Origin of the sequence: Rhodovulum strictum (assembly GCF_009649175.1) — a bacterium.
In the GTDB taxonomy this organism is placed as follows: Bacteria; Pseudomonadota; Alphaproteobacteria; order Rhodobacterales; family Rhodobacteraceae; genus Rhodovulum; species Rhodovulum strictum.
In genome coordinates this window covers 41351-68095 of record NZ_WJPO01000001.1, presented here as the reverse complement: position 1 = coordinate 68095, position 26745 = coordinate 41351, and the positions used below count along the sequence as shown (strand labels likewise).

The following is a 26745-nucleotide window of genomic DNA, read 5'->3' as shown; positions in this document are numbered from 1 at the left end:
CCCGAAACGGCAGGGGGCCTTCGGTCGCGGATGCGCGCCGGAAACGGATGACGGCCCGCGCTCAGGCCGCGTGGCTCAGCGGCCGGGCAAGCCCCCGTCGCCCCCGCGCCCGCCGCCCGAGATTGACCTTGCGCAGGCTCGACCCCTGAAAATCCCGCGCCATCCGGCTTTGCAGCGCACTCAGGACTGCCTCGCGCCCGCGCGCAGCCTCGATCAGGTCGTCCCCCGTCCCTACCCGCACGAACAGCTTCGATGGCACGCCCGGCCGCTCGGCGCGCTGCACGAAGACCGACCCGATCTCGTCAAAGGCCACCTCGCGCCGGATGCGCAACGCCCCGCGTGCATTGCTCAGCGTGCAGCGCAGCGCGCGCGCCTCCAGGTCCACCTGCACTTCCTCCAGCAGCCCCCGCTCGGCAATCCGGATCAGCGCCACTCCCGCCACAAGCGAAAGCCCCCCGCCAAGTGCAAGCTGCATCGACAGCCCGAACCCGATGAGCGGCGGCACCAGCCAAAGCCCGCCCGCCATTGCGAACAGGGTCAGCCCGCCGATCCCGGCAGCCAGTTCGATCGCCGCGGCATTGCGCGAGACATCCCCGCCTGCGGTCACAACATATCCCCAGCGGGTCTCGGTTACCCCGGGCAACACCGCTCGCGCGCAGTCCGAAAGGGCCTCGTCCCGGATTTCAGGGCCGGTCGTCATGTCGGTCGCACTCTTGTTGCAAAGCTCGGCACGAACCTCCTGCGCGAAAGCGGCATCAATGCGCCGGACCGGGGCAGATTTCCGGGCAACCGCGTGGCAAGGCCCGATCCGGCCGGGCCAGGCTTGCATCGCGCGGGCGCATCTGTATAAGGCGCAGGTCTTCCGCAACGATATTGACCGGTGCGGCCTCTCGTGGGCGGGATGCGGAAGACCTTCGGACCCGCCCTTTGAAGCGCACCCGTAACAGGACTGGAGACAGCATGCCGCTTTACGAGCATGTGTTCATCGCGCGTCAGGATCTGTCCAACGCGCAGGCCGAGGGCCTCATCGAACATTTCGGTGCCATTCTCGCGGATAACGGCGGCAAGGTCGTCGAGCACGAGTATTGGGGCGTCAAGACGATGGCCTTCAAGATCAACAAGAACCGCAAGGGGCATTACGCCTTCCTGCGCACCGACGCGCCCGCGCCCGCCGTGCAGGAGATGGAACGTCTGATGCGGCTGCATGAAGACGTGATGCGCGTGCTGACCGTCAAGGTCGAGGCCCATGAAGAGGGCCCCTCGGCGCAGATGCAGAAGCGCGAAGAGCGTGGTGAACGCGGCGAACGCCGCGAGCGTCGCTGATCCAAGCCTGCCAACAGGAGCCTAACCCATGGCCGCAAAACCGTTTTTCCGCCGCCGCAAGGTCTGCCCCTTCTCGGGCGAGAACGCGCCCAAGATCGACTACAAGGACGTTCGCCTGCTGCAGCGCTACATCTCCGAGCGGGGCAAGATCGTGCCCTCGCGCATCACCGCCGTCTCGGCCAAAAAACAGCGTGAACTGTCGCGCGCGATCAAGCGCGCCCGCTTCCTCGCGCTGCTTCCTTACGCCGTGAAATAAGGAGCGAGATCCATGCAAGTGATCCTTCTGGAACGCGTGGCCAAGCTCGGCCAGATGGGCGAGGTCGTGAACGTCAAGGACGGCTTCGCCCGCAACTTCCTGCTGCCCCAGGGCAAGGCCCTGCGCGCCAGCGCGGCGAACATCGCCCGCTTCGAGGCCGACAAGGCCCAGCTCGAGGCGCGCAACCTTGAAACGAAGAAAGAGGCCGAGGCGCTGGCCGCCAAGCTCGACGGACAGCAATTCGTCGTGATTCGTTCGGCCTCCGATTCGGGTGCGCTCTACGGCTCGGTCACCACCCGTGACGTGGCCGACGCGGCCACCGCCGACGGCTTCAGCGTCGACCGCAAGCAGGTTGCCCTGACCGGCCCGATCAAGGAACTGGGCCTGCATGACGTCACCGTGACGCTGCACCCCGAGGTCGAGGTCACCGTCAAGGTGAACGTCGCCCGCTCGGTCGAGGAAGCCGCGCTTCAGGCGTCCGGCAAGTCGATCCAGCAACTCGCCGCCGAGGAAGAGGCCGCCGCCGAATTCGAGATCTCGGAACTGTTCGACGAGATCGGCTCGGCCGCCGACGACTACCTCGCCGATGTCGCCGAGACCCAGGGCTCGGGCGAGGAACAGCCGCGCTAAGGCCCCGGGGCCGCGCCCGGTCAATCCCGGCCGTTCTCCGCCACAAGACATGGACGGGCCGCACCCCAGGGGTGCGGCCCGTTTCGTTTCAGCCGTGCCCGGATCGTTGCGCCCACGCCCCCAGCCCAAAAGAAAAAGGGCCGCCCAAAGGCAGCCCCTTCCCGGCGACGCGCGATGGCGCTGCTCTCATTCCTCGTCGAGCTTCTCGACCGCCTTCTCCAGATCGGCCTTGGTCACTTCCTTCTCGGTCACCTCGGCCAGTTCGAAGATGTAGTCCACCACCTTGTCCTCGAACAGCGGCGCCCGGATCTGCTGCTGCAACGCCTGGTTCTGGCGCACGAAATCGAAGAACTGCCGCTCCTGGCCCGGGAACTGGCGCGCCTGGGCCAGCACCGCCTGGGTCATCTCGTTGTCCGACACGTTGACCTCGGCCTTGCGCCCGATCTCGGCCAGAAGAAGCCCCAGCTTCACCCGCCGCCCGGCCAGCTTCTGATGCTCGTCGGTCGCGGCGATCTCGCCATGCTCGTGGCCGTGGACCTCGGGATGCTCCTCGTGCCAGAGTTGATGCGCGATCTGCTTGGCCTCCACCTCGACCAGGCTCGGCGGCAGATCGAAGCTGATGGTCTCGTCCAGCACATCCAGCAGCGCGCGCTTCATCACCGCACGGGCCGCGCCGCGGAACTCGGCTTCCAGACGCTCGGCAACCTGCCCCTTCAGCGCCTCGAGGCTTTCGGCCCCGAACTGCTTGGCCAACTCGTCGTCGATCTCGGCCGCCTTCGGCGCCTTGACCGCCTTGACCGTGACATCAAAGGTCGCTTCCCGGCCCTTCAGCTTCTCGGCGCCGTAATTCTCGGGGAAGGTCACCGTGACCGTCACCTCGTCGCCTGCCTTGGCACCGACCAACTGATCCTCGAAGCCGGGGATGAAGCTCTGCGAGCCCAGCACCAGCGGGTAATCCTCGGCTGCGCCGCCCTCGAAGGGCTCGTCGCCCAGCTTGCCGACGAAGTCGATCACGACCTGATCGCCTTCCTTCGCCTTCGAGCCCTTGCGCCGATCCTCGAAAACCTGCGCGGTCTCGGCCAGCTTGCCCAGCGCCTCGCCGATCTCGTCCTCTCCGGCCTTGACCACCAGCTTTTCAAGCTTGATCGCCTTCAGGTCGGGCTCGGGGATCGCGGGAAGCGCCTCGTAGGTCATCTCGACAACGATATCGTCGCCTTCCTTCCAGCCCTCGTTGGTCATCTTGACATCGGGCTGAAGCGCGGGGCGGTCTCCGGTCTGCTCGAAATGCGCGCTCATCGCGCCGTCGATCGTCTCCTGCATGACCTCGCCCATGACGCGCGGACCGAACTGCTTCTTCAGCAGCGGCATCGGCACCTTGCCCTTGCGAAAGCCCTTGATCTCGACCTGGGGCCGGAATTCCTCGAGCTTCGCGTTGACCTTTTCGTCAAGCTCGGCGGCGGTCACGGTGATCGTGTAGCCGCGTTTCAGGCCGTCATTCAGGGTCTCGGTGACCTGCATCTCGTTGTCCTTTTCATCCCATCCTGGTGCGGGTGGAGGGACTTGAACCCCCACGCCTTTCGGCGCCAGAACCTAAATCTGGTGCGTCTGCCAGTTCCGCCACACCCGCAAAAAGCGCAAGGGCAGCCCGTGACGCAAAGGGCCGCCCCTCAAATCCGCGTCCTTCTAGCAAAGCGCCGCACGGTATGCGAGCGGAAAAAGCGGGCCGAAACCCCCGCCCGCCCCTGTCTTCTGCTTGGCCCAAATACCCATCTCCGGCCGGCGACGAGCAACACCGATGGACCAGTGCGCCATCACAGGCCAAGATCGCGGAACACCACCGACAGCGCCTCGGGCAGATCCTCGGCGATCAGCCCCGGCCCGAAGCGGCGCGCCGCCTCCACATGCAGCCAGCCCCCCGTACAGGCCGCGTCAAACGGCGAAAAGCCCCGCGCCAGCAGTCCTGCGATGAACCCCGCCAGCACATCGCCCGACCCCGCAGTGGCCAGCCAGGGCGCGGCGCGCTCGCGCAGCGCCGCGTTCACTGCACAACGCCCCGCGGGATCGGCAATCACCGTATCGGGGCCCTTGAACAGCACGACACAGCCCGCCCGCGCCGCCGCAGCGCGCGTCGCATCCAGCCGCGAGAAGGCAGGCCCCGTCACGGCGGGGGCCGCAAGCCTTTCGGCGATGTCGGGAAACAGCCGCGCGAACTCGCCCGCATGCGGGGTCAGAACACAGGCCTCGTGGAGCAGGGCGAACAGCTCGGGATGCCGCGCCACCAGCGTCAGCGCATCGGCATCCAGAACAACCGCCCGCCGCTGCGCATCCCCCAGCGCCGCCGCAACCAGGTCCATCTCGCGCGCGCCCGTCCCCAGCCCCGGCCCCAGACAAACCGCATTGACCCGCGGGTCCACAAGAAGCTCCGCCAGCGCATTGCCATCCGCAACCGGTCGCAACATCACCGCATCCAGCCGCGCGGCATTCTCCGGCATGGCATCCGGCGGGCAGCCCAGCGTCACCAGCCCCGCCCCGATCCGCAGCGCCCCCCGCGCCGCCAGCCGCCCCGCCCCGGCCCGGCCCGGCGGCCCCGACAGGATCAGGGCATGGCCATGGGTATACTTGTGGCCGCCGGACTTCCGCAGATCACCCGACCAACGGCAGATCAGGTCCGCAGCAGACGTCGATTCCCGGCACGCCGCGCCGCGCCCCATCCTGTCCGCGATGCCATCCAGCCCGATATCCTTGACAACCAGCCTCCCGACGGACGGTTCCCCGACGAAATGACCAACGCGCGGGCGATGAAAGGTCACGCAAAGGTCCGCCTGCACACCCGACCACCCCTCATCCTCGCCCAGAAAGCGCCCGCTATCGCTGTCGATGCCGCTGGGCATGTCCACCGCCACGCTGTGCAGACCGCAGAACTGGCCTTGCGCGCGAAACTCGGCCAGCCGTGCCCGCACGCGCGCATCCAGCGGCCGGGCAAGCCCCGTGCCGAACAGCGCATCGACCACGACCCCGTCACCGGAAGGACCGGCATCGAACAGCCCTTCGGGAATCTCTCCCAGGAAATCGCGGACCTCGCCCGTCCCGCACCAGCGCAGGTAATTCGTTCGCGCATCGGGCGGCAGCCGCGCCGGATCACCATACAGGAACAGCGCCACCTCCCAGCCCCATTCCTTCAACAGCCGCGCCACCACGAACCCGTCGCCGCCATTGTTGCCCGGCCCGCACAGCACCACCGCACGCTGCGGCGCCGCCCGAAGCGCAGGCCATTCCTCGAAGATCGCCTCGACCACGCCACGCCCGGCGCGCTCCATCAGTTCCAGCCCCGTGACCATTCCCGAGGCAATCGCCGCCGCCTCGATGGCGCGCATTTGGGCGGAAGTTAGAAGCTCGGTCATTCCGGGCAGCACCTCTTTTCACAAACTGCCATCCAAATCGGCAACTCGCACAAAAAACAGGCACACCTCAAGGATTCAGGAAAGCGCCCCTCGGGGCGTCATCCTACCCAATTGTGCGCCTTCGGGGAAAGTGATCTGTCGGGCAACGAACGTCACCGAGAAGGAGTCTCGCGCCGTGAAGAAGATCGAGGCGATCATCAAGCCCTTCAAGCTCGACGAGGTCAAGGAGGCGCTGCAGGAAGCCGGCGTCCAGGGCCTCTCTGTCATCGAGGTCAAGGGCTTCGGCCGCCAGAAGGGCCATACCGAGCTGTATCGCGGCGCCGAATATGTCGTCGACTTCCTGCCCAAGGTGAAGATCGAGGTGGTGCTGCCCGACGACCAGGTGGATGCCGCCATCGAGGCCATCGTGAACGCCGCCAAGACCGAGAAGATCGGCGACGGCAAGATCTTCGTGTCGTCCGTCGAACAGGCGATCCGGATCCGCACCGGTGAAACCGGCGAAGACGCGCTCTGAACCACACCCACGGACCGGCCGGGCTTTGCCCCGGCACAAAGCGACCAACCTAAGCAGAGGGAAAAAAGGTCACATGAGCAAGGACAACGTTCTCAAGACCATCAAGGACGAAGATGTCGAATATGTCGACATCCGCTTTACCGACCCGCGCGGCAAGCTTCAGCACGTCACCGTCATGGCCGACCAGGTGGACGAGGACTTCCTCGACGAAGGCTTCATGTTCGACGGTTCCTCGATCGCCGGCTGGAAGTCGATCGAAGCCTCGGACATGAAACTCATGCCCGACACCGAAAGCACCTATCTCGATCCGTTCTACGCCGAAAAGACGCTCTGCATCCATTGCTCGGTGGTCGAGCCCGACACCGGCGAACCCTATGAGCGCGACCCGCGCGGCACCGCCGAAAAGGCCGAGGCCTACCTGAAATCCTCCGGCATCGGCGATGTGGCCTATTTCGGCCCCGAGGCCGAGTTCTTCATCTTCGACGACGTGCGCTACGCGGTCACCCCGAACAAGGTGTCCTACGCCCTCGATGTCGAGCATGCCGCCTGGAACACCGACACCGAATATGAAAGCGGCAACCTTGCCCACCGCCCGACCTACAAGGGCGGCTATTTCCCGGTGAACCCCTCGGACGAAGGCCAGGACATCCGCTCGGAGATGCTCTCCACGATGAAGCGGATCGGCATGAAGGTCGACAAGCACCACCACGAGGTGGCGACCTGCCAGCACGAGCTGGGCATGATCTTCGACAGCCTCAAGAAGCAGGCCGACAACCTTCAGAAATACAAGTATGTCATCCACAACGTTGCGCTGGCCTATGGCAAGACCGCGACCTTCATGCCGAAGCCCATGGCGGGCGACAACGGCTCGGGGATGCACTGCAACATGTCGATCTGGAAGGACGGCAAGCCGCTGTTCGCGGGCGACAAATATGCCGACCTGTCGCAAGAGGCCCTGTGGTATATCGGCGGCCTGCTGAAACATGCCAAGACGCTGAACGCCTTCACCAACCCCTCGACCAACAGCTACAAGCGCCTGATCCCCGGCTTCGAGGCCCCCGTTCTGCGCGCCTATTCGGCCCGCAACCGTTCGGGCTGCATCCGTATCCCGTGGACGGAATCGCCCAAGGCGAAGCGCGTCGAGGCCCGCTTCCCCGACCCGTCGGCCAACCCCTATCTGTGCTTCTCGGCGCTGCTGATGGCCGGTCTCGACGGGATCAAGAACAAGATCGACCCGGGCGAGGCGATGGACAAGAACCTCTACGACCTGCCGCCCGAGGAACTGGAAGGCATCCCCACCGTCTGCGCATCGCTGCGCGAGGCGCTGGACAGCCTTGCCAAGGATCACGACTTCCTGCTCGCGGGCGACGTGTTCACCAAGGACCAGATCGCCGGCTACATGGAACTCAAATGGGAAGAGGTCTACGCTTTCGAGCACACCCCGCACCCGGTCGAGTTCAAGATGTATTACAGCTGCTGATCCCCTTAACGGGACAGCTTCTGAAAGGGGCGCCTTCGGGCGCCCCTTTTTTCTGTCTGCGGCCGGCCGGGTTCGGACGACAAGCCGCAACGCCGGTCAAGGCCGAGCGGATGATCCGCCAGCGCCTCGCGTTGCTGCGCCATCAAGTCTGGAACCACATCGCCGCGGCGCCCGCTTCAGCCAGCCGCGGCTGGTACAGCGCCCGAACCGCACGTCATGCGCGTCTGCCCGCCAAAGCAACGCCCCGGCCACGGCCCCGCTCGACCCGCGCCACAGGGCACCGCCCTGCCCTTCTTCTTGGCCCAAATACCCATGGCGCAACGCGCAGGGCCGCGGCAAACGTGAAAGGGGCGCGGCCCGACCGGCCACGCCCCCTTTTTCCGTCCAGTCGGTCGCGATCAGCCGCGCGCGCGGCCGATCAGCGCCCAGAGCCCCGGGATCAGCAGCGCCGCCAGACCCAGTTTCAGTGCATCCCCGATCAGGAAGGGCGTCAGGCCCCAGGCCAGGATCGGCTGCTCCCAGCCATAAAGATGGCCCAGCCACAGAAGCCCCGGCACATAGATCAGCACGTTGCCCAAGAGCATCGCCGCCGCCATCCGCCCCATCGAGCGGTCCCAGCCCGCGCGCGCCGCCATGCCCAGCGCCACGACCGCCAGAACATAGCCGACCAGGTAGCCGCCGGTGGCGCCCATCATGTAGCTCACGCCCGAAAGCTCGGCGCTGGAGCCCACGAACACGTCATAGCCCAGCGCGCCGACCAGCATGTAGCCAAGGATCGTGACCAGACCCAGCCGCGCGCCATAGGCCGCACCGATGGTCAGCACCGCAAAGGTGCCCATGGTGATCGGCACCGGCCACATCGGCACCTTGATCTTCGCGGCGATGGCAAGGGCGACGATGCCCGCCACCACCAGCAGCGCCTGTTTCACGCGCAGCGCAACGCCGCCTTCGGGCAGCAGGGTTTCGGCAAGAACCTTGCCGGTCAGGGCCTTTGCCATCTCGCTCTCTCCGTTCGGATGGTTGCGTCAGTTCACCAGTCTTCTGCCCCAGCGCCAGTTCCCGCGCAAGCCCCGAGCCGCGCATAGGCCGAACGCATCGCATAGTCCTTGCGCGGCCCCGCGACGCGCCAGAGGCTGGACCAGTCCGGCCAGCGGGCGAAATCATAGCCGACCTCGTAGCGGTCGGGCGGGCAGTCATGCAGCGCCTGCGCGCGCGGCCCCGGTGCAATGGCGTGAAAGAACCGCCCATCCTCGAAGAAGACCTCGATCCCCGACGCGCCCTGCCGCCAGAGATAGCGCCGCTCGGCGGTCATGGGCGCCTGCCCCGGCAGATGCAGCCGGCCACTCTCGGCATGAACCAGCCCGTCTGCGTCCGGGGTAAAGACCGCTTGCCCCTCGAACCGGGCGACATGGCCCGCGCGGGCGTCCTCGATCACCCGCTCGATCCGCCATGCCCCGGCAAAGGCCCCCAGATCCGGCATCCCTGCCCCCGCTGCTTGTCGCGCCCCGTCCCAACGGGTATCAGACCGCGGAAATCCTGTCCAAGAGGCCGCCCATGATCCCCCGCTATGCCCGCCCCGAGATGACCGCCATCTGGGAGCCCGCGACCCGGTTCCGCATCTGGTTCGAGATCGAGGCCCATGCCTGCGACGCCATGGCCGAGCTTGGGGTCATCCCCCGGGAAAACGCCGAAGCGGTCTGGAAGGCGAAGGACGTGGAATTCGATGTCGTCCGCATCGACGAGATCGAGGCCGTGACCAAGCATGACGTGATCGCCTTCCTCACCCATCTGGCCGAGCATGTGGGCAGCGAGCAAGCGCGGTTCGTTCACCAGGGCATGACCTCGTCCGACGTGCTGGACACCTGCCTGAACGTGCAGCTCACGCGCGCCGCCGACATCCTGCTGGCTGATCTGGACCGCGTGCTCGCCGCCCTGAAACGCCGCGCCTATGAACACAAGGACACGGTGCGCATCGGACGCAGCCACGGCATCCACGCGGAACCCACCACGATGGGTCTGACCTTCGCCCGTTTCTACGCCGAGATGGACCGCAACCGCGCCCGCCTTCGGGCCGCGCGGGCGGAAATCGCCACTGGCGCGATTTCCGGCGCGGTCGGCACCTTTGCCAATATCGACCCGCGCGTTGAGGATCATGTCTGCAAGATGCTGGGCCTCAGCCCCGAACCGATCAGCACGCAGGTCATCCCGCGCGACCGGCATGCGATGTTCTTTGCCACGCTGGGCGTGATCGCCAGTTCGATCGAGAACATCGCGATCGAAGTGCGCCACATGCAGCGCACCGAGGTTCTGGAGGCCGAGGAGTTCTTTTCCGCTGGCCAGAAGGGCAGCAGCGCCATGCCGCACAAGCGCAACCCGGTGCTGACCGAGAACCTGACCGGGCTGGCGCGGCTGGTGCGCATGGCGGTGATCCCGGCGATGGAGAATGTCGCGCTGTGGCACGAGCGGGACATCAGCCATTCCTCGGTCGAGCGCGGCATCGCGCCCGATGCAACCGTGACGCTGGATTTCGCGCTGAACCGGCTGGCGGGGGTGATCGACAAGCTGGTGATCTACCCCGAGAACATGTTGAAAAACATGAACAAGTTCAGGGGGCTGGTGATGTCCCAGCGGGTGCTTCTGGCGCTGACCCAGGCCGGTGTCTCGCGCGAGGATGCCTATCGGCTGGTGCAGCGCAACGCGATGAAGGTCTGGGAAGAGGGCAAGGATTTCCGCGAGGAATTGCTGGCCGACCCGGAAGTGACTGCCGCCCTCTCGCCCGCCGAGATCGACGAGAAATTCGACCTCGGCTATCACACCAAGCATGTCGAAACGATCTTTGCCCGGGTTTTCGGCGCTCCGGCATAGGGTTGCACAGCGGGGTCCGCGCGGGTTTGGAAATCGCGCAGAATGTGCTACGTTGTGTCACACCTCACCAGGGAGATGCACCATGACCTTCAAGACGATCCTCTCGGCGGCCCTTCTGACGCTCGCCCCGACGCTCGCGCTGGCCAATAGCGGGTGCGGCTGGGAAAAGCGGATGAACGCCAGCCAATGCGCCGACGGCAAGGTGTTCGATTCGGCCTCGGGAACCTGCGTGGACCGGGCCACGAGCTGAAAGCCGGATATCCGGAAGTTTCCTGCGGCGCGGCCTTATCCGCGCCGTATTTTTTTGATTTCCTTTGCGTTCTGCACCGCCGGGCAGGCTAACCCGTCAACCCCGGTTTAACGGTCGTCGGCCAATGTGACGCCCAAGCAGACGGAGCGCATTGTGAACAGCCTTACCCCCAGCATACCCGGTCACATCCGCTCGGCCGCCGGTCTGACGCGGCGGCGCAAGGCGGCGATCATCGTGCGCCTGCTCCTGAACGAAGGGATCACGCTGCCGCTGGGCGATCTTCCGGCAGAGCTTCAGACCTGCCTCGCCGACGAGATCGCGGGGCTTCGTTACATCGACTCGCCGACGCTCGAATCCGTCGTCGAGGAATTCGTTGCCGAACTGGAACTGGCCGGGCTTGCCTTCCCCGGCGGCATGGACGGCGCGATCGCGCTTCTGGGCGAACATCTCAGCCCCGATGCCGCCGCCGCCCTGCAAGCCCAGCTTGACCGCAGCCGACCGACCGACCCCTGGGCGCTGCTCTCCGACCAGGAACCGAAGAAACTGGCCGACCTGCTGAGTGCCGAAAGCCCCGAGGTTGCGGCCATCGCACTGGCCAAACTGCCCAGCAACGTCTCGGCCGCAGCACTCGGCCAGATGCCCGGCCCCGAGGCGCGTCGCGTCGCGCTGGCGATCTCGCGCACGTCTGCCGTGCCGCCCGCCGCCATTGCCCGGATCGGTGCCGCGCTGGCCCGCCGCCTGCGCGAGGCGCCGGTGCTGGCCTTCGAACAGCCAACCGAAAAACGCATGGGTGCCATCCTCGACGCCGCCCCGGCGGCCACCCGCGACGACGTCCTTCAGGGCCTTGCCGAAACCGATGCAGACCTTGCCGAGCGGGTGCGCCGCGCGATCCTGACCTTCGCCGACATCCCCGAGCGGCTGGCGCCCCTGGACCTGCAGGCCCTGACCCGAACCGTGGACCAGCCCGTGCTCATCACCGCTATGGCCGGCGCCGACGAGAAGAATACGCCGACGGTGGAATTCATCCTGTCCAACATGTCCCAGCGCATGGCCGCCCAACTGCGCGAAGAGATCGCCGAACGCAGCACCCCCACGACCGAAGAGACCGAAGCCGCCATGTCCACGATCACCGCCGCGCTTCGCGGGCTTGAAGCCGCAGGCGAGATCCGGCTCAAGGCGCCCAAGGGCTAACCCCGGCGCAAGCCGCGCAGCAGGCGTGTCCCCCGCAATCCCCGCCGTTTCTGGATCCGGTCCCGCATAGGCAAAGCCCCCCGAGCGATCCATCAGCGCGGGCACCGCCCACCCGCACGGCCCTGCGGGGGCTGAACCGGCTGGACACGGGATACCTACAGTTTCCAGAGCATCGGCCGGGGCATGGGCAACCGGGGCTGGCGGACCCGGTGTTCAGGACGTGATCGCGCCATGAACGCAATAGCCAGCCATTCCAGAGCCAAGGTGCTTCCCGTCCGCACCCGGCTCGACGCACAGCCCAAGGCCCCGAATGACGCCGCGGCCCGCGTAGAGCCGCCCTGCACGACCGGTCAGCGCAGCCGGGCTGCGGCCAGGATGCGCCCCGGCCCCGCCTTCTGGATCAGCGCCACGATCGGCTGTTCGCCCTCGATCTGGACCGTCACCACCAGCGGCTGGGCGCCATCCCAGCGCGCCACCGCCTTCCAGGCATCGACGATGTTGGCATAGACATAGGTCTGGCCCGCATTCTCGCCCCGCGTGATCTCGACCTCCTCGGTCGGGCGGTAGCGCACCAGTTGCAGGACCACATCCTCGTCGAACGATGTCTCCGAGCGCGCCCGGATCGTCACACTGTCGCCCTGCCGCTCCAGACTCAGCGCCACCGGGCTCGGCAGGACGCGATGCGCCTCGATCAGTCGGGCCACATCCATCGGGCTGTAGCCGACAACATGATCCTGCCCGCCCACCACGATCTGCGGCGTATAGACAGACCGCTGCCCGATGGCCCGCGCATAGGCTTTCTGGCGCCGCGTATAGGCGGGGTCGGCAAAGACGTCCTGCCAGCCGATATAGTCCCAGTAATCCACATGCAGCGCCAGCGGGATCACATCGTCGCGCTTGGCCAGTTCCGCGATCAGCGCATCCGCGGGCGGACAGGAGGCGCAGCCTTGCGAGGTGAAAAGCTCCACCACCACCGGCCCCCCCTCGGCCCGGGCTGTTCCGGAAAGCGCCAGCCAGGCCGAAATCAGAACCGTGATGAATGCCCGCATGATCCCTGCCCTGTTCGCCCTGTCCCCACCTTCCTACAGAACCGCCCCCTCCCCTGCCAATCAAGGATTCGGGAGGGCGCGCGGCATCCGGGCACCCGGATCCGCGACCATGTGCACCACGGTATACATAAAAATACCGTGCCCTCTTGATCGCTTGCGGCCGTTAGGGCAAGAGCATCATCAAGAGATGCGCTTGAGCCATGGAGACCGCCCCACATGCCGATCATCGTTGGACAGGATACCGCCCGCACCCGCAGGACCTTGACTGCCGGCGGCGCGAGCGTTGCGTACTACTCGATCCCGGCCGCCGAGGCTGCGGGGCTGGGCCAGTTCGCCCGCCTGCCCGCGGCGCTGAAGGTCGTGCTGGAAAACCTGCTGCGCTTCGAGGATGGCAAGACGGTCAGCGTGGACGACATCCGCGCCTTTTCCGACTGGGCGGCGAATGGCGGGCGGTCGGATCGCGAGATCGCCTATCGTCCGGCGCGGGTGCTGATGCAGGATTTCACCGGGGTTCCTGCGGTCGTCGATCTGGCCGCGATGCGGGACGGAATCGTGGCGCTGGGGGGCGATGCACAGAAGATCAACCCGCTGAACCCGGTCGATCTGGTGATCGACCATTCGGTGATGATCGACGAATTCGGCAGCCCCCGCGCCTTCCAGTTGAACGTGGACCGCGAATACGAGCGCAATATCGAGCGCTACACCTTCCTGAAATGGGGCCAGAAGGCGTTCGACAATTTCCGCGTCGTCCCGCCCGGCACCGGCATCTGCCATCAGGTGAACCTTGAATATCTGGCCCAGACCGTCTGGACCGATACCGACCAGAGCGGGGAAACCGTGGCCTATCCCGATACGCTGGTCGGCACCGACAGCCATACCACCATGGTCAACGGGCTGGGCGTGCTGGGCTGGGGCGTGGGCGGCATCGAGGCCGAGGCGGCGATGCTGGGCCAGCCCGTGTCGATGCTGATCCCCGAAGTGGTGGGCTTCCGCCTGACCGGCGCGATGATCGAGGGCACCACCGCCACCGATCTGGTGCTCAAGGTCGTGGCGATGCTGCGCAAGAAGGGTGTCGTGGGCAAGTTCGTCGAATTCCATGGCCCCGGGCTTGACCATCTGCCGCTTGCCGACCGCGCCACCATCGCCAACATGGCCCCCGAATATGGTGCGACCTGCGGTTTCTTCCCGATCGATGACGAGACGCTGCGCTATCTGCGCCAGACCGGCCGCGACGAGGCCCGCATCGCGCTGGTCGAAGCCTATGCGAAGGAAAACGGCCTGTGGCGCGGCCCCGATTACGCGCCGGTCTATACCGACACGCTGGAACTGGACATGGCCGAGGTGGTGCCCGCGATCTCGGGGCCCAAGCGGCCGCAGGATCACACGCCGCTGGATCAGGCCGCCGACAGCTTCTTCCGCGTGGTGGCGGAATATCGCGGCGAGGACGAAAGCGCCGCCGCCCATGACATGAGCGCCGAAGGGCCGGTGCCCGACACGCTGCTGGACCCGCGCCGGTCGGCCGCGGTGGCGGGGCAGGATTACGCGCTGCGCGACGGTTCGGTGGTGATCGCCTCGATCACCTCCTGCACCAATACCTCGAACCCCTATGTGATGATCGGCGCGGGGCTGGTGGCGCGCAAGGCGCGCGCGCTGGGGCTGAAGGCCAAGCCCTGGGTCAAGACCTCGCTCGCGCCCGGCTCGCAGGTGGTCAGCGAATATCTGGAAGCGGCGAACCTGCAGGAGGATCTGGACGCGCTCGGCTTCAACCTGGTGGGCTATGGCTGCACCACCTGCATCGGCAATTCCGGGCCGCTGGCCGAGGAGATCTCGAAGACGATCCATGACAATGACCTGATCGCGACCAGCGTCCTGTCGGGCAACCGCAATTTCGAGGGCCGGATTTCCCCCGACGTGCGGGCGAACTACCTGGCCTCGCCGCCGCTGGTGGTGGTCTATGCCATCGCGGGCGACATGAATGTGGACCTGACCCGCGATCCGATCGGCACCGGCAAGGACGGCAAGCCGGTCTTCATGAAGGACATCTGGCCGACCAGCAAGGAGATTGCGGAACTCGTCGAACAGACCGTCACCCGCGCGGCCTTCCTTAAGAAATATGCCGATGTCTTCAAGGGCGACGAGAAATGGCAGGCGGTCGAGACCACCGACAGCGAGACCTATGACTGGCCCGCCGCCTCGACCTATGTGCAGAACCCGCCCTATTTCCGCGGCATGGCGACCGAACCGGGCGTGATCGCCGATATCGCGGACGCCCGCGCGCTGGCGATCCTGGGCGACATGGTGACGACCGACCACATCAGCCCGGCGGGCAGCTTCAAGGACACGACACCCGCGGGCCGCTATCTGGTGGACCGTCAGGTGCCCGTGCGCGAGTTCAATTCCTACGGCTCGCGCCGCGGCAACCACGAGGTGATGATGCGCGGCACCTTTGCCAATATCCGCATCCGCAACGAGATGCTGCAAGGCGTCGAAGGCGGCTATACGCTGGGTCCGGACGGCGCGCAAAGCTCGATCTATGACGCGGCGATGGCCTGGCAGGCGCAGGGCGTGCCGCTGGTGGTGATCGGCGGCATCGAATACGGCGCGGGCAGCTCGCGCGACTGGGCGGCCAAGGGCACTGCACTTCTGGGCGTCAAGGCGGTGATCGCCGAAAGCTTCGAGCGCATCCACCGCTCGAACCTGGTGGGGATGGGCGTGATCCCGTTCGAGTTCACCGGCGGCGACAATCGCAAGACGCTGGAGTTGACGGGCGACGAAACCTTCTCGATTTCGGGGCTTGCGGGCGATCTGAAACCGCTGGCCGAGGTGCCCTGCACCATCCGCTATGCCGATGGACGCGAAAGGACGATCACGCTGAAATGCCGGATCGATACCGCCATCGAGAAGGAATATGTCGAGCATGGCGGCGTGCTGCACTATGTGCTGCGCGACCTCGCCCGCTCGGCCTGACGCCTGCACCGCTGCAAACAGAAACGCCCCCGTCCGAAAGGCGGGGGCGTTTGTCATTTCGGCGCGGCGCGATCCTTATTCGGCGGCGGCAGCCCGTTCCATCGCCGGGCGCAGGCTTGTCTCGATCACCGCCTGGGTCAGCGGCCCGGGATGGCGCAGCACGACGCGCCCCTGCCCGTCCAGCACAAAGGTTTCCGGCACGCCATAGACGCCCCATTCGATCGCCGTGCGCCCCGCCGGATCGGCGGCGATGCCCTCATAGGGATTGCCCAACTGGTCAAGAAAGCGCAGCGCGTTCGCGGGCTTGTCCTTGTAGTTGACGCCATAGATCGCCACGCCGTCACCGGCCAGCGCCGCGAGTAGCGGGTGTTCGTCCCGGCAAGGGCCGCACCAGCTTGCCCAGAAATTGACCAGAGTCACCTCGCCCTGACGCAGCACCGCATCGCCAAATATCTGGCCGTCCAGCGGCTCGACCGCCAGCGTGGGGGCGGGCTTGCCGATCAGCATCGAAGGCAAGGCGTCGCGGTCGTCCCGCCCGACGCCGAAGAAGAAAAGCGCCGCAAGCGCGACAAAGATCACCGGCGGCAGGAACATCAGCGGAGAGAGGCGTTTCTTCTCAGTCATCACGCGTCCTGCGGGCTTCGACTTCGTCCAGTTGCCGCCGCACCCGCGCTGCACGCCAGAGCGAAAGCCCGATCAACGCGGCCAGCAGAACCAGCGTGATCGCATAGGAGGACAGCACCGCGCCTGCATATTTGCCGAGATCGGGGATCATGCCATCCGCTCCCGCGCGATCAGCGCCTTGATCCGGCGAACACGAATCTCTGTCCGAGTGCGTTCCAGCACAAGCGCCACGAACAGCAGGATGAAGGCCCCGAGACAGACCAGAAGCGGCAACCAGAAGACGTTGGCAATGTTCTCCTGCTTGTCCAGCGACAGCGTCGCACCCTGATGCAGACCCTGGTTCCAGAAATTCACCGCATAACGCGACAGAACCGCAAAGACCGACCCCACGATGCACAGAACGGACGTCAGATCGGCCGCGGCATCGGGATTCTCGATCGCCTCCCACAGCGCGATATAGCCCAGATAGAACAGGAACAGGATCAGGAACGAGGTCAGCCGCGGATCCCAGGCCCAATAGGTGCCCCACATCGGCTGCCCCCAGATCGCCCCGGTCGCCAGCGCGATCAGCGTCATCGTCAGCCCCACGGGGGCCGCGGCGCGTGCCGCCAGTGCCGAAACGTGATGACGCCGGATCAGCCAGATCAGCGAGGCCACCAGCATCATCACCCAGGCATTGATCGCCATCATCGCGGCGGGCACATGCAGGTAGATGATCTTGACCGTCGAGCCGAAATTCTCGGCCTCGGGCGTCAGGAAGAAGCCCCAGACCAGACCGACCACCATCGACAGAGCCGTCAGACCCCAGATTGCGGGCAGAACGGCCTGCGAGGTCTGCATGAACTTTTGCGGATTGGCATATTCCCAGAGCGACATGAGCGTTTCCTAGAGGGCTTTTTCCGTGGTCTCAACTGAATAGCGCGTGAACCCTAGCGCAGGTTGATGCGGATCGCCGCAGCCGCCGCAAAGGGCAGAAGCGCAAGCGTGGCCAGCGTGATCCCAGCCAGCATCAGCAGCGGCGTCGCGTTCGCCTGCCCAGCCGCCCCGCGCGCCACCGCTTCGGCCCCGAAGATCAGGGTCGGCACATAAAGCGGCAGGACCAGCAGCGACAGCAAGAGACCCCCGCGCCGAAGCCCCACGGTCAGCGCCGCGCCGAAGGTGCCGATCATGCTGAGCGCGGGCGTGCCAAGCGCCAGCGACAGGACCAGCCAGCCATAGGCGGCGGGCTCCAGATGCAGCAACAGGCCCAGAACCGGCGCCGCCAGCGTCAGCGGCAGCCCGGTCGTCACCCAATGCGCCGCGGCCTTCATCGCGACCACGCCTTCCAGCGGGATCGGCGCGGTCGCCAGCAGGTCGAGCGAGCCATCCTCGAAATCGAGCGCGAAGATGCGGTCGAGCGACAGGAGGCAGGCCAGAAGCGCCCCGACCCAGAGGATCCCGGGCGCGATGGCGGCAAGGATGCCGCGCTCGGGGCCGACGCCGAAGGGCACCAGCACCACGACGATCAGGAAAAATGCCAGCCCCAGCCCGAACCCGCCGCCTGCCCGGATCGCCAGCGCAAGGTCGCGCAGGAACAGCGCGATCATGCGAAAGCCTCGTCGAACCGGTCCATCGCACGGGGGCGCGCGCGGAAGGGGGTCAGGTCAAGCTCCACGGCCTCGAATCCCAGATGGATATGGGTGGCGATCAGCGCAGACCCGCCCATGCGCAGATGCTGCGCGACGGCTGCACCGAACAGCGCGACCGAGGCGGCGTCGAGCGAGACGGTCGGCTCGTCCAACACCCAGATCGGCCGCCCGGTCACCAGCAGGCGCGCGAGCCCCAGCCGCCGCTTCTGCCCGGCCGACAGGTTCTGCGCCGGACGGTGGGCCAGTTCGGTCAGGTTGAACTCGTCCAGCGCGCGCGCGATGTCGCGCTGGCCGAAGACCCGGGCCCAGAAGCGCAGGTTCTCCTCGACGCTCAGCGTCGGCTTGAGCCCGTCGGCATGGGCAGCATAGGCCATCGCCTCGGGTGGCGCCGAGATGGTGCCGGACAGGGCGGGTTGCAGCCCCGCCAGCGTGCGCAGAAGCGTGGTCTTGCCGATGCCGTTCGGCCCGCGCAGCATCAGCGCCCGGCCCGGGCGCAGCGTGAAGCTGACCCCTTCGAGCACGGGCAGGCCGCCGCGGGCACAGGCAAGGTCTTGCACGGTCAGATCCATGCGTTTCGCATAGCCGATAGGCGGGCGGGCGGGAAGCGGGAAAGGGGGCACTCCCGTCCCCGTCCGGCGCAGGGCGCAAGCGCCCCGCTTGTCCGGGGTTGGGCCTGGCCGCGCGCGGCGCCTCCGGCGGGGGTATTTGGGCCAAGAAGAAGGCTCAGGGCGTCGGGACGGCGGCAACCGGGATCAGGGCGACGGCGACGCGGCGGCCTTCGGCGAGCAGGATGTTGTAACCGCGCGCCGCCGAGGGGCTTGACATGATCTCGACGCCGAGCCCAGCCGCTTCGAGCCGGGACTGGAGGCCACCCGGCAGCGGCACGAGGCTGTTGCCGGTGCCAATGAGCAGCACATCGACACGGGTGGCAAGTGCAAGGAGCGGCTCGGGATCCTCCGGGCCGGCCCAGGGGAGCGCGCGGCCTTCGGCGACGATAACCGCGCCCTCATGCACGCTGCCCGCGATGCGGAAGAAGCCCGGGCCGTAGCCGTCGATCGGCAGGCCGGCGGGCGGCTGGATCTCGGTCAGGCGCATCGGACCCTCCCTCCGGTCGCTGGGGGGCGGTTCCCCCCTGCTGGCAGCGCGGGGCTGCGGCCTAGCCGTCGGCCTTGGCGAATTGCGTGCCCGCGCCGCCGTCCTGATCCTTGGACCAGTCGCGCTTGACGCCGAGGAACAGAAGGATGTTCGAGGCCACGAAGACCGAGGAATAGGTGCCGACCACGATCCCCCAGATCATCGCGAAAACAAAGCCCCGGATCACGTCGCCGCCCAGCACGAACAGCGCGATCAGCGCCAGAAGCGTGGTCACCGAGGTCATCACGGTGCGCGAGAGCGTGTCGTTGATCGAGAGGTTCAGCAGATCCCTCAGTTCCATCTTCTTGTACTTGCGCAGGTTCTCGCGCACCCGGTCGAACACGACCACGGTGTCGTTCAGCGAGTAGCCGACGATGGTCAGAAGCGCCGCGATGATCGCCAGATCGAACCGGATTTGCAGAAGCGCGAAGACACCGATGGTCAGCGTCACGTCATGGACAAGCGCCACCACCGCGCCCAGCGAGAACTGCCATTCGAAGCGCAGCCAGATATAGAACAGCACCGCCACGAGCGAGAGCGCCACGGCAAGGATCGCGGTCCGGACCAGTTCGGCCGAGACCTTGGGGCCGACGCTTTCCACCGAGGGGAAGGTGATCGAGGGGTCGACGGCCTTCAGCGCGGCCTCGACCGTGTTGATCGTCTCGGGGGTGATGCTTTCCTCGGCATCCTGGGCCTGAATGCGGACCTGGGCGACGTTGCGCTCGGGGCCGAAGCTGGGATCGAAGACCTGCGAGATCGCGACATCGCCCAGATCGAGCGCCGAGAGCGCCGCACGGTAGGCGCCGACATCGACGGCCTGGGTGCTTTCGGTGCGGATCGTCGTGCCGCCGCGGAAGTCGATCCCGTAATTCAGGCCCATCACGAAGAACAGCACGATAGAGGCCACCATCGCCACGACCGATGCGCCGAAGGTGATGCTGGCAAACCGGAAGAAGTTCCAGTTGGTGTCCGAGGGGACGAGTTTCAGGCGCATCCGGCAACCCCTATACGGTGATGGTCCTGGGACGGCGGCGTTCCATCCACATCACGACCATCAGCCGCGTGACGAAGATCGCGGTGAAGACCGAGGTCAGGATGCCCAGCCCCAGCGTCACCGCAAAGCCCTTGACCGGGCCCGACCCCATCGTGAACAGGATCGTCGCGGTGATGAAGGTGGTGATATTGGCATCAAGGATCGCCGACAGCGCCTTTTCATAGCCAAGCTCGATGGCGCGGGCCGGACCCTTGGCGGATTTCAGCTCTTCGCGGATCCGCTCGAAGACCAGGACGTTGGCATCGACCGCCATCCCGATGGTCAGAACGATCCCCGCGATGCCGGGCAGCGTCAGTGTCGCCCCGATCAGCGACAGAAGCCCGAAGATCATCGCCACATTGACGATCAGCGCGATATTGGCGAACAGCCCGAACAGACCGTAGCTGGCCACCATGAAGAACAGCACCGCGACAAAGGCGACGACGCAGGCGATCTTGCCCGCTGCGATGCTGTCGGCGCCCAGTTCGGGGCCGATGGTGCGTTCCTCGAGGAACACAAGTTCCGCAGGCAGCGCGCCCGCGCGCAGCAGGATCGCCAGCTGGGTCGAATCGTCAACCGTGAAATTGCCCGTGATCTGGCCCGATCCGCCCAGAATCGGCTCGCGGATCACGGGGGCCGAGATCACCTCCTCGTCCAGCACGATGGCGAAGGGCGCGCCGACATTCTCCTGCGTAAAGCGGCCGAACTTGCGCGCACCGGCTGGGTTGAAGCGGAAGGTGACCGAGGGCAGCCCGTTCTGGTCGAAGCCGGGCTGGGCATCGGTCAGTTCCTCGCCCGAGACCACGGGCGTTCGTTCAAGCACGTAATAGATGCCCCGGTCATCCAGCGAGGGGTAAAGCACATTGCCCGCGCCGGGCGCCTCGTCGGGATTGTCGGTGCGCGAAACGACCGGGTGAAAGGTCAGCCGCGCCGTGGTTCCGATCAGCGCCTTGAGTTCCTCGGCCGAGCCTATTCCCGGCACCTGGATCAGGATGCGGTCGGCCCCCTGGCGCTGGATCGTCGGCTCGCGGGTGCCGACCTCGTCGACGCGGCGGCGCACGATTTCCAGCGACTGCTGGATCGTGCGGTTGTCGGTCGCCTCTTTCTCGGCCTCGGACAGCTGAACGATCAGCAGATCGCCCGCGCCGCGCACCTCGATATCGGAACTGCCGACCCCGGTCAGCGTGACGGTGGGCCGGGCGATCTGGCGCACCGCGGCGATTGCGGCGGCCATGCCCTCGGGCCGACCGATATTCACATGCAGCTCGGCAGGCGGCGAGTCGGCACGCCGGATCGGCCCTACCTCGTCGCGCACCGCACGCAGCGCATCGCGCACATCGGGCCAGAGCGCGTCCATGCGGTCGGCATAGACATCCGCGACCCTGACCTCGGCCAGAAGATGCGCGCCGCCGCGCAGATCGAGGCCGAGATTGACCAGCCCCGAGGGCAGCCAGCCGGGCCATGCGTCCCGGTCAGCCACAAGTTCGGGGGTCGCGCCCTGGAGTTCGATCGCCTGAACGGCGTCGTTATGCCGCTCGACCCGTTCATAGAACAGGTTCGGCATGGCCAGCGCCAGGCCGATCACGACAAGCGCCCAGATCGTGGACCGTTTCCAAAGCGCGAAGTGCAGCATCTGCGATCAGGCCTTCTCGGCGGGCTCGGTCTTGTTCAGCACCTGAACGATGGTGTGGCGCACGACGCGCACGCGCACGTTCTCGGCGATCTCGACCTCGACTTCCTCGTCATCCTTGACCTTGGAAATCTTGCCGATCAGCCCGCCCTGGGTAACGATCTGGTCGCCGCGGCGCAGCGCCTCGACCATCTGCTTGTGCTGTTTCATCTTCTTCTGCTGGGGCCGGATCAGCAGGAAATACATGATCAGGAAGATCAGGATCAGCGGCAGGAAGGTCGCGAAAGCGCCCCCGGCGCCGCCGCCACCGGCCGCTTGCGCGAAGGCAGGCGTGACAAACATCGTGAGAATCCCCGTATTCTGCGGGCAGGCGCGCTGCCCGGGTCCTTGGTCGCGGCGCACCCTATTCGGTGCCCCCCGGCTTGGCAAGGCGAAGCCGCGCGGCTTTGACCTCGGGCGGGTCCGGCGCATATCTGGGGCATGAAACGCGCGTTCCGCCTGATCGTCCTGCTGGCAGCCTGTTTCGCCGCGCCGATGGCCGCGGCAGGCGACGACCCCGTGCGGCTGAGCGATGCCGAGCACCTGTCCTGGCGCGCGATCGGTCGCATCAATGTGACCGGGTTCGACAGCGGGGGCATGTGTACCGGAACGCTGATTGCCCCCGATCTGGTACTGACCGCGGCGCATTGCCTGTTCGCGCTGAACCCCAACCGCGTGGTCCGGCCCGGACAGGTGCATTTCCTCGCCGGCTGGCTCAAGGGCGGCTACGCCGCGCACCGGGTCGCGGCCGAGATCAAGCTGCATCCCGATTACGATCAGGCCAACGGCATCAATTTCCAGACCCTTGCCAGCGATCTGGCGCTGCTGCGCCTGGCAGCGCCGATCCCGCCCGACGAGGTGCAGCCCCTGCCCGCCGATCTGGGCGCGGCCGATGGCGGCGCGCTGTCGCTGATCGGCTATCGGCGCGACCGGACCAGCGCGCTCAGCCGGCATGACGATTGCCGCGTGCTGAACCGCTGGCCGGGGATCCTCGGGCTCGATTGTCCGGTGGTCTTCGGGACATCCGGCGCGCCGGTGCTGACCCGCACCGATCAGGGCTGGCGGGTGATCGCGGTGGTCTCAGCGGGCAGCACGGGACCGGGCCGGATTCGCACCGTCGCAGCAAAGCCGGATGCGACCTTCCTGACGCCGGAGTGACCGCCCCCGCGATTCCCGGTTCAAAACCCCGTGCGGCTGGGGCATATGGGGCCGAAGACGGTCCCGCCGCCCTGCAACGGAGCCCCCATGCACGATATCCAAGCCATCCGCGAGCATCCCGACGCCTTTGACGCGGCCCTTGCCCGTCGGGGCCTTGCGCCGGTCGCAGCCGAGATTCTGGCCATCGACGCCGCGCGCCGGGCAAGGATCCAAGCCGCGCAAGAGGCGCAGGCCGCCCGCAATGCCGCCTCCAGGGAGGTTGGCGCCGCCAAGGCCAGCGGCGACGAGGCCGAGTTCAAGCGGTTGCGCGCGCTGGTCGCCGAGAAGAAGCACGAGATCGCCCGGCTGGAGGACGAGGCCCGCGCCGAGGATGCCCGGCTTGATGACCTGTTGATGCGCCTGCCCAACCTGCCGCTTGACGATGTGCCGGACGGCGCCGACGAGACGGACAATGTGGAAATCCACCGCTGGGGCAGCCCCCGCGCCTTCGACTTCGCCCCGAAAGAGCATTTCGACATACCGGGCGTCCTGCCGGGGATGGATTTCGAGGCGGCGGCGAAACTTTCGGGCGCGCGCTTCGTGGTGCTGAAAGGCGCGGTTGCCCGCATCCACCGGGCGCTGGCACAGTTCATGCTGGATACCCATGTCACCGAGAACGGGCTGACCGAGGTCAACGCGCCCGTGCTGGTGCGCGACGAGATGATGTATGGCACCGGGCAATTGCCCAAATTCGGCGAGGACAGCTATCAGACCCGCGAGGGATGGTGGCTGATCCCCACCTCCGAGGTGACGCTGACCAACACGGTCGCGGGCGAGATCCTCGACGCCACCGACCTGCCCCGCCGGATGACCGCCCATTCGCTGTGCTTCCGTTCCGAAGCGGGGTCGGCGGGCAAGGACACCCGCGGCATGTTGCGCCAGCACCAGTTCGAGAAGGTCGAGATGGTGTCCATCGTCCATCCCGATCAGGGCCGCGCGGAACTCGAACGGATGACGGCATGCGCCCAGGGCATCCTGGAAAGGCTGGGCCTGCCCTATCGCACCGTGGCGCTCTGCACCGGCGACATGGGCTTCGGCGCGCGGCGCACCCATGATATCGAGGTCTGGCTACCCGGCCAGAACACCTATCGCGAGATCTCGTCGGTATCCCTTTGCGGCGATTTCCAGGCGCGGCGCATGAACGCCCGCTTCCGCCCCGAAGGTGGCGGCAAGCCGGACTATGTCCACACCCTGAACGGTTCGGGCGTGGCGGTGGGGCGCTGCCTGATCGCGGTGCTGGAAAACGGCCAGCAAGGGGACGGCTCGGTCACGCTGCCCGCGGCGCTGGCCCCGTATCTGGGTGGCAGGACCACGCTGACGGCATCGGGGGAGCTGGTCTGATGGACCCGGTCAAGGCGATCCTTGTCTTCGTCGCGACGCTGTTCTTCGTGCTGTCACCGCTGATGTCTGGCGGCTTTTCCGGCTTCGAGCCGGGCCAGTTCCCGATCCCGCAGGAAAACCCGCCGGTGCAGCCCGCAGGCTATGCCTTCGGCATCTGGGGGCTGATCTATGTCTGGCTGATGATCTCGGCCGGGGTGGGCCTGTTCCTGCGCGCCAAGGACGAGACATGGGAGCCCGCGCGCTTGCCGCTGATCCTCTCGCTCGGCCCCGGCGCAGCCTGGATCGGGGTCGCCTCGATCTCGCCCCTCTGGGCCTCGGTTCTGCTGTGGCTGATGCTGGCCATGGCGATCTGGGCACTGGCGCGCACGCCCTTCACCGACCGCTGGACCCTTCAGGCGCCGGTGGCGGTCTATGCGGGCTGGCTGACCGCGGCAAGCTGGGTCGCGGTGGGCCTGCTGGGCGGAGGCTACGGGCTGTTCTTCGGCCCGGTGGTCTGGGCACTGATCGCGCTGGCGGGCGCGCTGGTGACGGGGGCATTGGTGCTGCTGGCGCTGGACCGCGCGCCCGAATATGGCGGCGCGCTGATCTGGGCGCTGGTGGGCGTGATCGTGGCCAATGCGACCACGACCCCGATCATCGCCTTTGCCGCCATCGCGGGCGCGGTGCTGATCGGGCTGCTGACGGTGCGGGCGGCTACCTAGCCGCCCGCCGGTCCCTTGCCCAGATGCTTGCGCAACCGCGAGGGCGTCTTGCGCTTCTTGGTCCGGAACGGGTTCTGGTCGCCCTGCCCGCGAAAGGTCAGCCGGATCGGCGTGCCCGGCATGGCGAAATCCTCGCGCAGCCCGTTGACCAGATAGCGCCGGTAGCTCTCGGGCAGCTTCTCGGGGTTCGAGGCCATCACCACGAAACCCGGCGGCCGCGTCTTGACCTGGGTCATGTAGCGCAGCTTGATCCGGCGCCCGCCCGGCGCGGGTGGCGGGTGCAGTTCCAGCATGCCCGCCAGCCAGCGGTTCAGCTTCGCCGTCGAGACCCGGCGGTTCCAGACCGCATAGGCCGACATCACCGCCTCGTTCAGCCGGTCAAGCCCGCGGCCCGTCAGCGCCGAGACCGTCACCAGCGGCGCGCCCTTGATCTGGGGCAATGCGCGGGCGAATTCCTCTTTCAGCGCTTTCAGCTTGCCCTGCCGGTCCTCTTCCAGATCCCATTTGTTGACCGCCACGACCACCGCGCGCCCCTCGCGCTCGGCCAGATCGGCGATCTTGAGATCCTGGGTCTCGAACGGCGCCTGCCCGTCCAGCAGCACCACCACGACCTCGGCGAACTTGATCGCGCGCAGCGCATCGCCCACCGACAGCTTTTCGACCTTGTCCTGCACCCGCGCCTTCTTGCGCATGCCTGCGGTGTCGAAGACGCGCATCGGCACGCCCTGCCAGTCCAGCACCACGGAAATCGCGTCGCGCGTGATCCCGGCCTCGGGGCCGGTCAAAAGCCTTTCCTCGCCGAGAATCGCGTTGACCAGCGTCGACTTGCCCGCGTTCGGGCGGCCCACCACGGCGATCTGCAACGGCTTTGCCCGGGTCGGCACGCGGGGGCCGGTCTCCTCGTCCTCCTCGCCGATATCGACATCGGTCTCGGGCGCGGCCTCCTCGATCTGGCGGATCTCGGCCTCCTCGACCAGCGGCGCGAGGGCTGCGTAAAGATCGCCCATCCCCTCGCCATGCTCGGCCGAGATGCGCACCGGATCGCCCAGACCCAGCGCAAACGCCTCGATCACGCCCGCATCCGCCGCCGCGCCCTCGGCCTTGTTGGCGGCCAGGATCACATGGGCGGACTTGCGGCGCAGGATATCGGCAAGGATCTCGTCGGCGGGCAGCACGCCCACCCGCGCGTCGATCAGGAACAGGCAGGCATCCGCCATGCCCACCGCCCGCTCGGTCAGCTTGCGCATCCGGCCCTGAAGGCTTTCATCGGTTGCTTCTTCCAGCCCGGCGGTGTCGATCACGGTGAACCGCAGATCTCCCAGCCGCGCCTCGCCCTCGCGCAGGTCGCGGGTGACGCCCGGCTGGTCGTCGACCAGCGCCAGCCGCTTGCCGACAAGGCGGTTGAACAGCGTGGACTTGCCCACATTGGGCCGGCCCACGATGGCGAGGGTAAAGCTCATCGAACGACACTCCGGACGGATCGAACCGCCCG

Annotated in this window: 28 protein-coding genes and 1 tRNA gene; 12 read left to right on the top strand and 17 right to left on the bottom strand. The window is 66.8% G+C overall.

The window, feature by feature from the left end:
* Positions 1-61: 61 nt before the first annotated feature.
* Positions 62-700, bottom strand: a complete 639-nt coding sequence (locus GH815_RS00330; protein ID WP_170290265.1) for a hypothetical protein — start codon at positions 698-700, stop codon at positions 62-64.
* Between the two features lie 260 nt (positions 701-960).
* On the opposite strand from GH815_RS00330, the gene rpsF reads away from it, so the two are divergent.
* Genes rpsF through rplI form a run of 3 tightly spaced genes read left to right on the top strand, consistent with a single transcriptional unit; the run spans position 961 to position 2209 of the window.
* Complete coding sequence (rpsF, locus tag GH815_RS00325; protein ID WP_153746744.1) at positions 961-1323, top strand: 30S ribosomal protein S6; 363 nt, start codon at positions 961-963, stop codon at positions 1321-1323.
* Between the two features lie 28 nt (positions 1324-1351).
* Positions 1352-1579, top strand: coding sequence for a 30S ribosomal protein S18 (gene rpsR / locus GH815_RS00320; RefSeq protein WP_153746743.1), 228 nt, complete (start codon positions 1352-1354; stop codon positions 1577-1579).
* Between the two features lie 12 nt (positions 1580-1591).
* On the top strand, positions 1592-2209 hold the full coding sequence (rplI, locus tag GH815_RS00315; RefSeq protein ID WP_153746742.1) for a 50S ribosomal protein L9: 618 nt from the start codon (positions 1592-1594) through the stop codon (positions 2207-2209).
* Between the two features lie 186 nt (positions 2210-2395).
* Here rplI and tig read toward each other — a convergent pair whose 3' ends face one another.
* From tig to GH815_RS00300, 3 genes are all read right to left on the bottom strand, one after another.
* On the bottom strand, positions 2396-3727 hold the full coding sequence (gene tig, locus GH815_RS00310; RefSeq protein WP_153746741.1) for a trigger factor: 1332 nt from the start codon (positions 3725-3727) through the stop codon (positions 2396-2398).
* Between the two features lie 24 nt (positions 3728-3751).
* Positions 3752-3836: transfer RNA gene (locus GH815_RS00305), tRNA-Leu, on the bottom strand.
* Positions 3837-4020: 184 nt separating this feature from the next.
* The gene (locus tag GH815_RS00300) at positions 4021-5610 is read right to left on the bottom strand and encodes an NAD(P)H-hydrate dehydratase (RefSeq protein WP_153746740.1); all 1590 of its coding nucleotides are present in this window, start codon (positions 5608-5610) and stop codon (positions 4021-4023) included.
* Positions 5611-5785: 175 nt separating this feature from the next.
* Here GH815_RS00300 and GH815_RS00295 point away from each other — a divergent pair, with 175 nt between their 5' ends.
* Entirely contained in the window at positions 5786-6124 is a 339-nt protein-coding gene (locus tag GH815_RS00295) for a P-II family nitrogen regulator (RefSeq protein ID WP_343030590.1), read from the top strand.
* Between the two features lie 73 nt (positions 6125-6197).
* Positions 6198-7604, top strand: coding sequence for a type I glutamate--ammonia ligase (glnA, locus tag GH815_RS00290; RefSeq protein WP_153746739.1), 1407 nt, complete (start codon positions 6198-6200; stop codon positions 7602-7604).
* 398 nt (positions 7605-8002) lie between these two features.
* Here the strand turns inward: glnA and GH815_RS00285 are convergent, their stop codons facing one another.
* Positions 8003-8602 (bottom strand): biotin transporter BioY, encoded by a 600-nt coding sequence (locus GH815_RS00285; RefSeq protein ID WP_153746738.1) that lies wholly within the window; start codon positions 8600-8602, stop codon positions 8003-8005.
* A 32-nt stretch (positions 8603-8634) separates the two neighbouring features.
* Positions 8635-9084, bottom strand: coding sequence for a DUF6314 family protein (locus tag GH815_RS00280; protein WP_153746737.1), 450 nt, complete (start codon positions 9082-9084; stop codon positions 8635-8637).
* Positions 9085-9158: 74 nt separating this feature from the next.
* Here GH815_RS00280 and purB point away from each other — a divergent pair, with 74 nt between their 5' ends.
* From purB to GH815_RS00270, 3 genes are all read left to right on the top strand, one after another.
* The gene (purB, locus tag GH815_RS00275) at positions 9159-10469 is read left to right on the top strand and encodes an adenylosuccinate lyase (RefSeq protein ID WP_153746736.1); all 1311 of its coding nucleotides are present in this window, start codon (positions 9159-9161) and stop codon (positions 10467-10469) included.
* An 82-nt stretch (positions 10470-10551) separates the two neighbouring features.
* Positions 10552-10719, top strand: coding sequence for a hypothetical protein (locus GH815_RS18785; RefSeq protein WP_170290264.1), 168 nt, complete (start codon positions 10552-10554; stop codon positions 10717-10719).
* A 153-nt stretch (positions 10720-10872) separates the two neighbouring features.
* A complete protein-coding gene (locus GH815_RS00270; protein ID WP_343030589.1) occupies positions 10873-11910 on the top strand; it encodes a FliG C-terminal domain-containing protein in 1038 nt (345 codons plus the stop codon).
* A 350-nt stretch (positions 11911-12260) separates the two neighbouring features.
* Here the strand turns inward: GH815_RS00270 and GH815_RS00265 are convergent, their stop codons facing one another.
* Positions 12261-12959, bottom strand: coding sequence for a DUF1223 domain-containing protein (locus GH815_RS00265; protein ID WP_153746735.1), 699 nt, complete (start codon positions 12957-12959; stop codon positions 12261-12263).
* Positions 12960-13175: 216 nt separating this feature from the next.
* On the opposite strand from GH815_RS00265, the gene acnA reads away from it, so the two are divergent.
* Complete coding sequence (gene acnA / locus GH815_RS00260) at positions 13176-15926, top strand: aconitate hydratase AcnA (protein WP_153746734.1); 2751 nt, start codon at positions 13176-13178, stop codon at positions 15924-15926.
* Between the two features lie 75 nt (positions 15927-16001).
* On the opposite strand, the gene GH815_RS00255 is transcribed toward acnA, so the two are convergent.
* The 9 genes from GH815_RS00255 to yajC all read right to left on the bottom strand — a co-directional run bounded on the left by GH815_RS00255 (position 16002) and on the right by yajC (position 22317).
* Positions 16002-16550 (bottom strand): DsbE family thiol:disulfide interchange protein, encoded by a 549-nt coding sequence (locus GH815_RS00255; protein WP_246176232.1) that lies wholly within the window; start codon positions 16548-16550, stop codon positions 16002-16004.
* On the bottom strand, positions 16543-16701 hold the full coding sequence (gene ccmD, locus GH815_RS00250; protein ID WP_153746733.1) for a heme exporter protein CcmD: 159 nt from the start codon (positions 16699-16701) through the stop codon (positions 16543-16545). Before ccmD ends, GH815_RS00255 begins: the two co-directional genes overlap by 8 nt.
* On the bottom strand, positions 16698-17426 hold the full coding sequence (locus GH815_RS00245; protein ID WP_153746732.1) for a heme ABC transporter permease: 729 nt from the start codon (positions 17424-17426) through the stop codon (positions 16698-16700). Before GH815_RS00245 ends, ccmD begins: the two co-directional genes overlap by 4 nt.
* Positions 17427-17479: 53 nt before the next feature.
* A complete protein-coding gene (gene ccmB / locus GH815_RS00240) occupies positions 17480-18136 on the bottom strand; it encodes a heme exporter protein CcmB (RefSeq protein WP_153746731.1) in 657 nt (218 codons plus the stop codon).
* Positions 18133-18747, bottom strand: coding sequence for a heme ABC exporter ATP-binding protein CcmA (gene ccmA, locus GH815_RS00235; RefSeq protein WP_153746730.1), 615 nt, complete (start codon positions 18745-18747; stop codon positions 18133-18135). The genes ccmB and ccmA overlap by 4 nt, the downstream gene beginning before the upstream one ends.
* A 154-nt stretch (positions 18748-18901) precedes the next feature.
* Complete coding sequence (locus tag GH815_RS00230) at positions 18902-19273, bottom strand: Mth938-like domain-containing protein (RefSeq protein WP_153746729.1); 372 nt, start codon at positions 19271-19273, stop codon at positions 18902-18904.
* A gap of 61 nt (positions 19274-19334) precedes the next feature.
* Complete coding sequence (secF, locus tag GH815_RS00225) at positions 19335-20306, bottom strand: protein translocase subunit SecF (RefSeq protein ID WP_153746728.1); 972 nt, start codon at positions 20304-20306, stop codon at positions 19335-19337.
* 10 nt (positions 20307-20316) lie between these two features.
* On the bottom strand, positions 20317-21978 hold the full coding sequence (secD, locus tag GH815_RS00220) for a protein translocase subunit SecD (protein WP_153746727.1): 1662 nt from the start codon (positions 21976-21978) through the stop codon (positions 20317-20319).
* 6 nt (positions 21979-21984) lie between these two features.
* Positions 21985-22317 (bottom strand): preprotein translocase subunit YajC, encoded by a 333-nt coding sequence (gene yajC, locus GH815_RS00215; protein WP_153746726.1) that lies wholly within the window; start codon positions 22315-22317, stop codon positions 21985-21987.
* Positions 22318-22455: 138 nt separating this feature from the next.
* Between yajC and GH815_RS00210 the strand changes: the two genes are divergently transcribed.
* The 3 genes from GH815_RS00210 to GH815_RS00200 all read left to right on the top strand — a co-directional run bounded on the left by GH815_RS00210 (position 22456) and on the right by GH815_RS00200 (position 25253).
* Positions 22456-23172: a trypsin-like serine peptidase gene (locus tag GH815_RS00210; protein WP_153746725.1), complete on the top strand. Its 717-nt coding sequence runs from the start codon at positions 22456-22458 to the stop codon at positions 23170-23172.
* 87 nt (positions 23173-23259) lie between these two features.
* On the top strand, positions 23260-24552 hold the full coding sequence (serS, locus tag GH815_RS00205) for a serine--tRNA ligase (protein ID WP_153746724.1): 1293 nt from the start codon (positions 23260-23262) through the stop codon (positions 24550-24552).
* Entirely contained in the window at positions 24552-25253 is a 702-nt protein-coding gene (locus tag GH815_RS00200; protein WP_211365023.1) for a hypothetical protein, read from the top strand. Before serS ends, GH815_RS00200 begins: the two co-directional genes overlap by 1 nt.
* On the opposite strand, the gene der is transcribed toward GH815_RS00200, so the two are convergent.
* A complete protein-coding gene (gene der, locus GH815_RS00195; protein ID WP_153746723.1) occupies positions 25250-26713 on the bottom strand; it encodes a ribosome biogenesis GTPase Der in 1464 nt (487 codons plus the stop codon). The genes GH815_RS00200 and der overlap by 4 nt on opposite strands.
* Positions 26714-26745 lie beyond the last annotated feature (32 nt).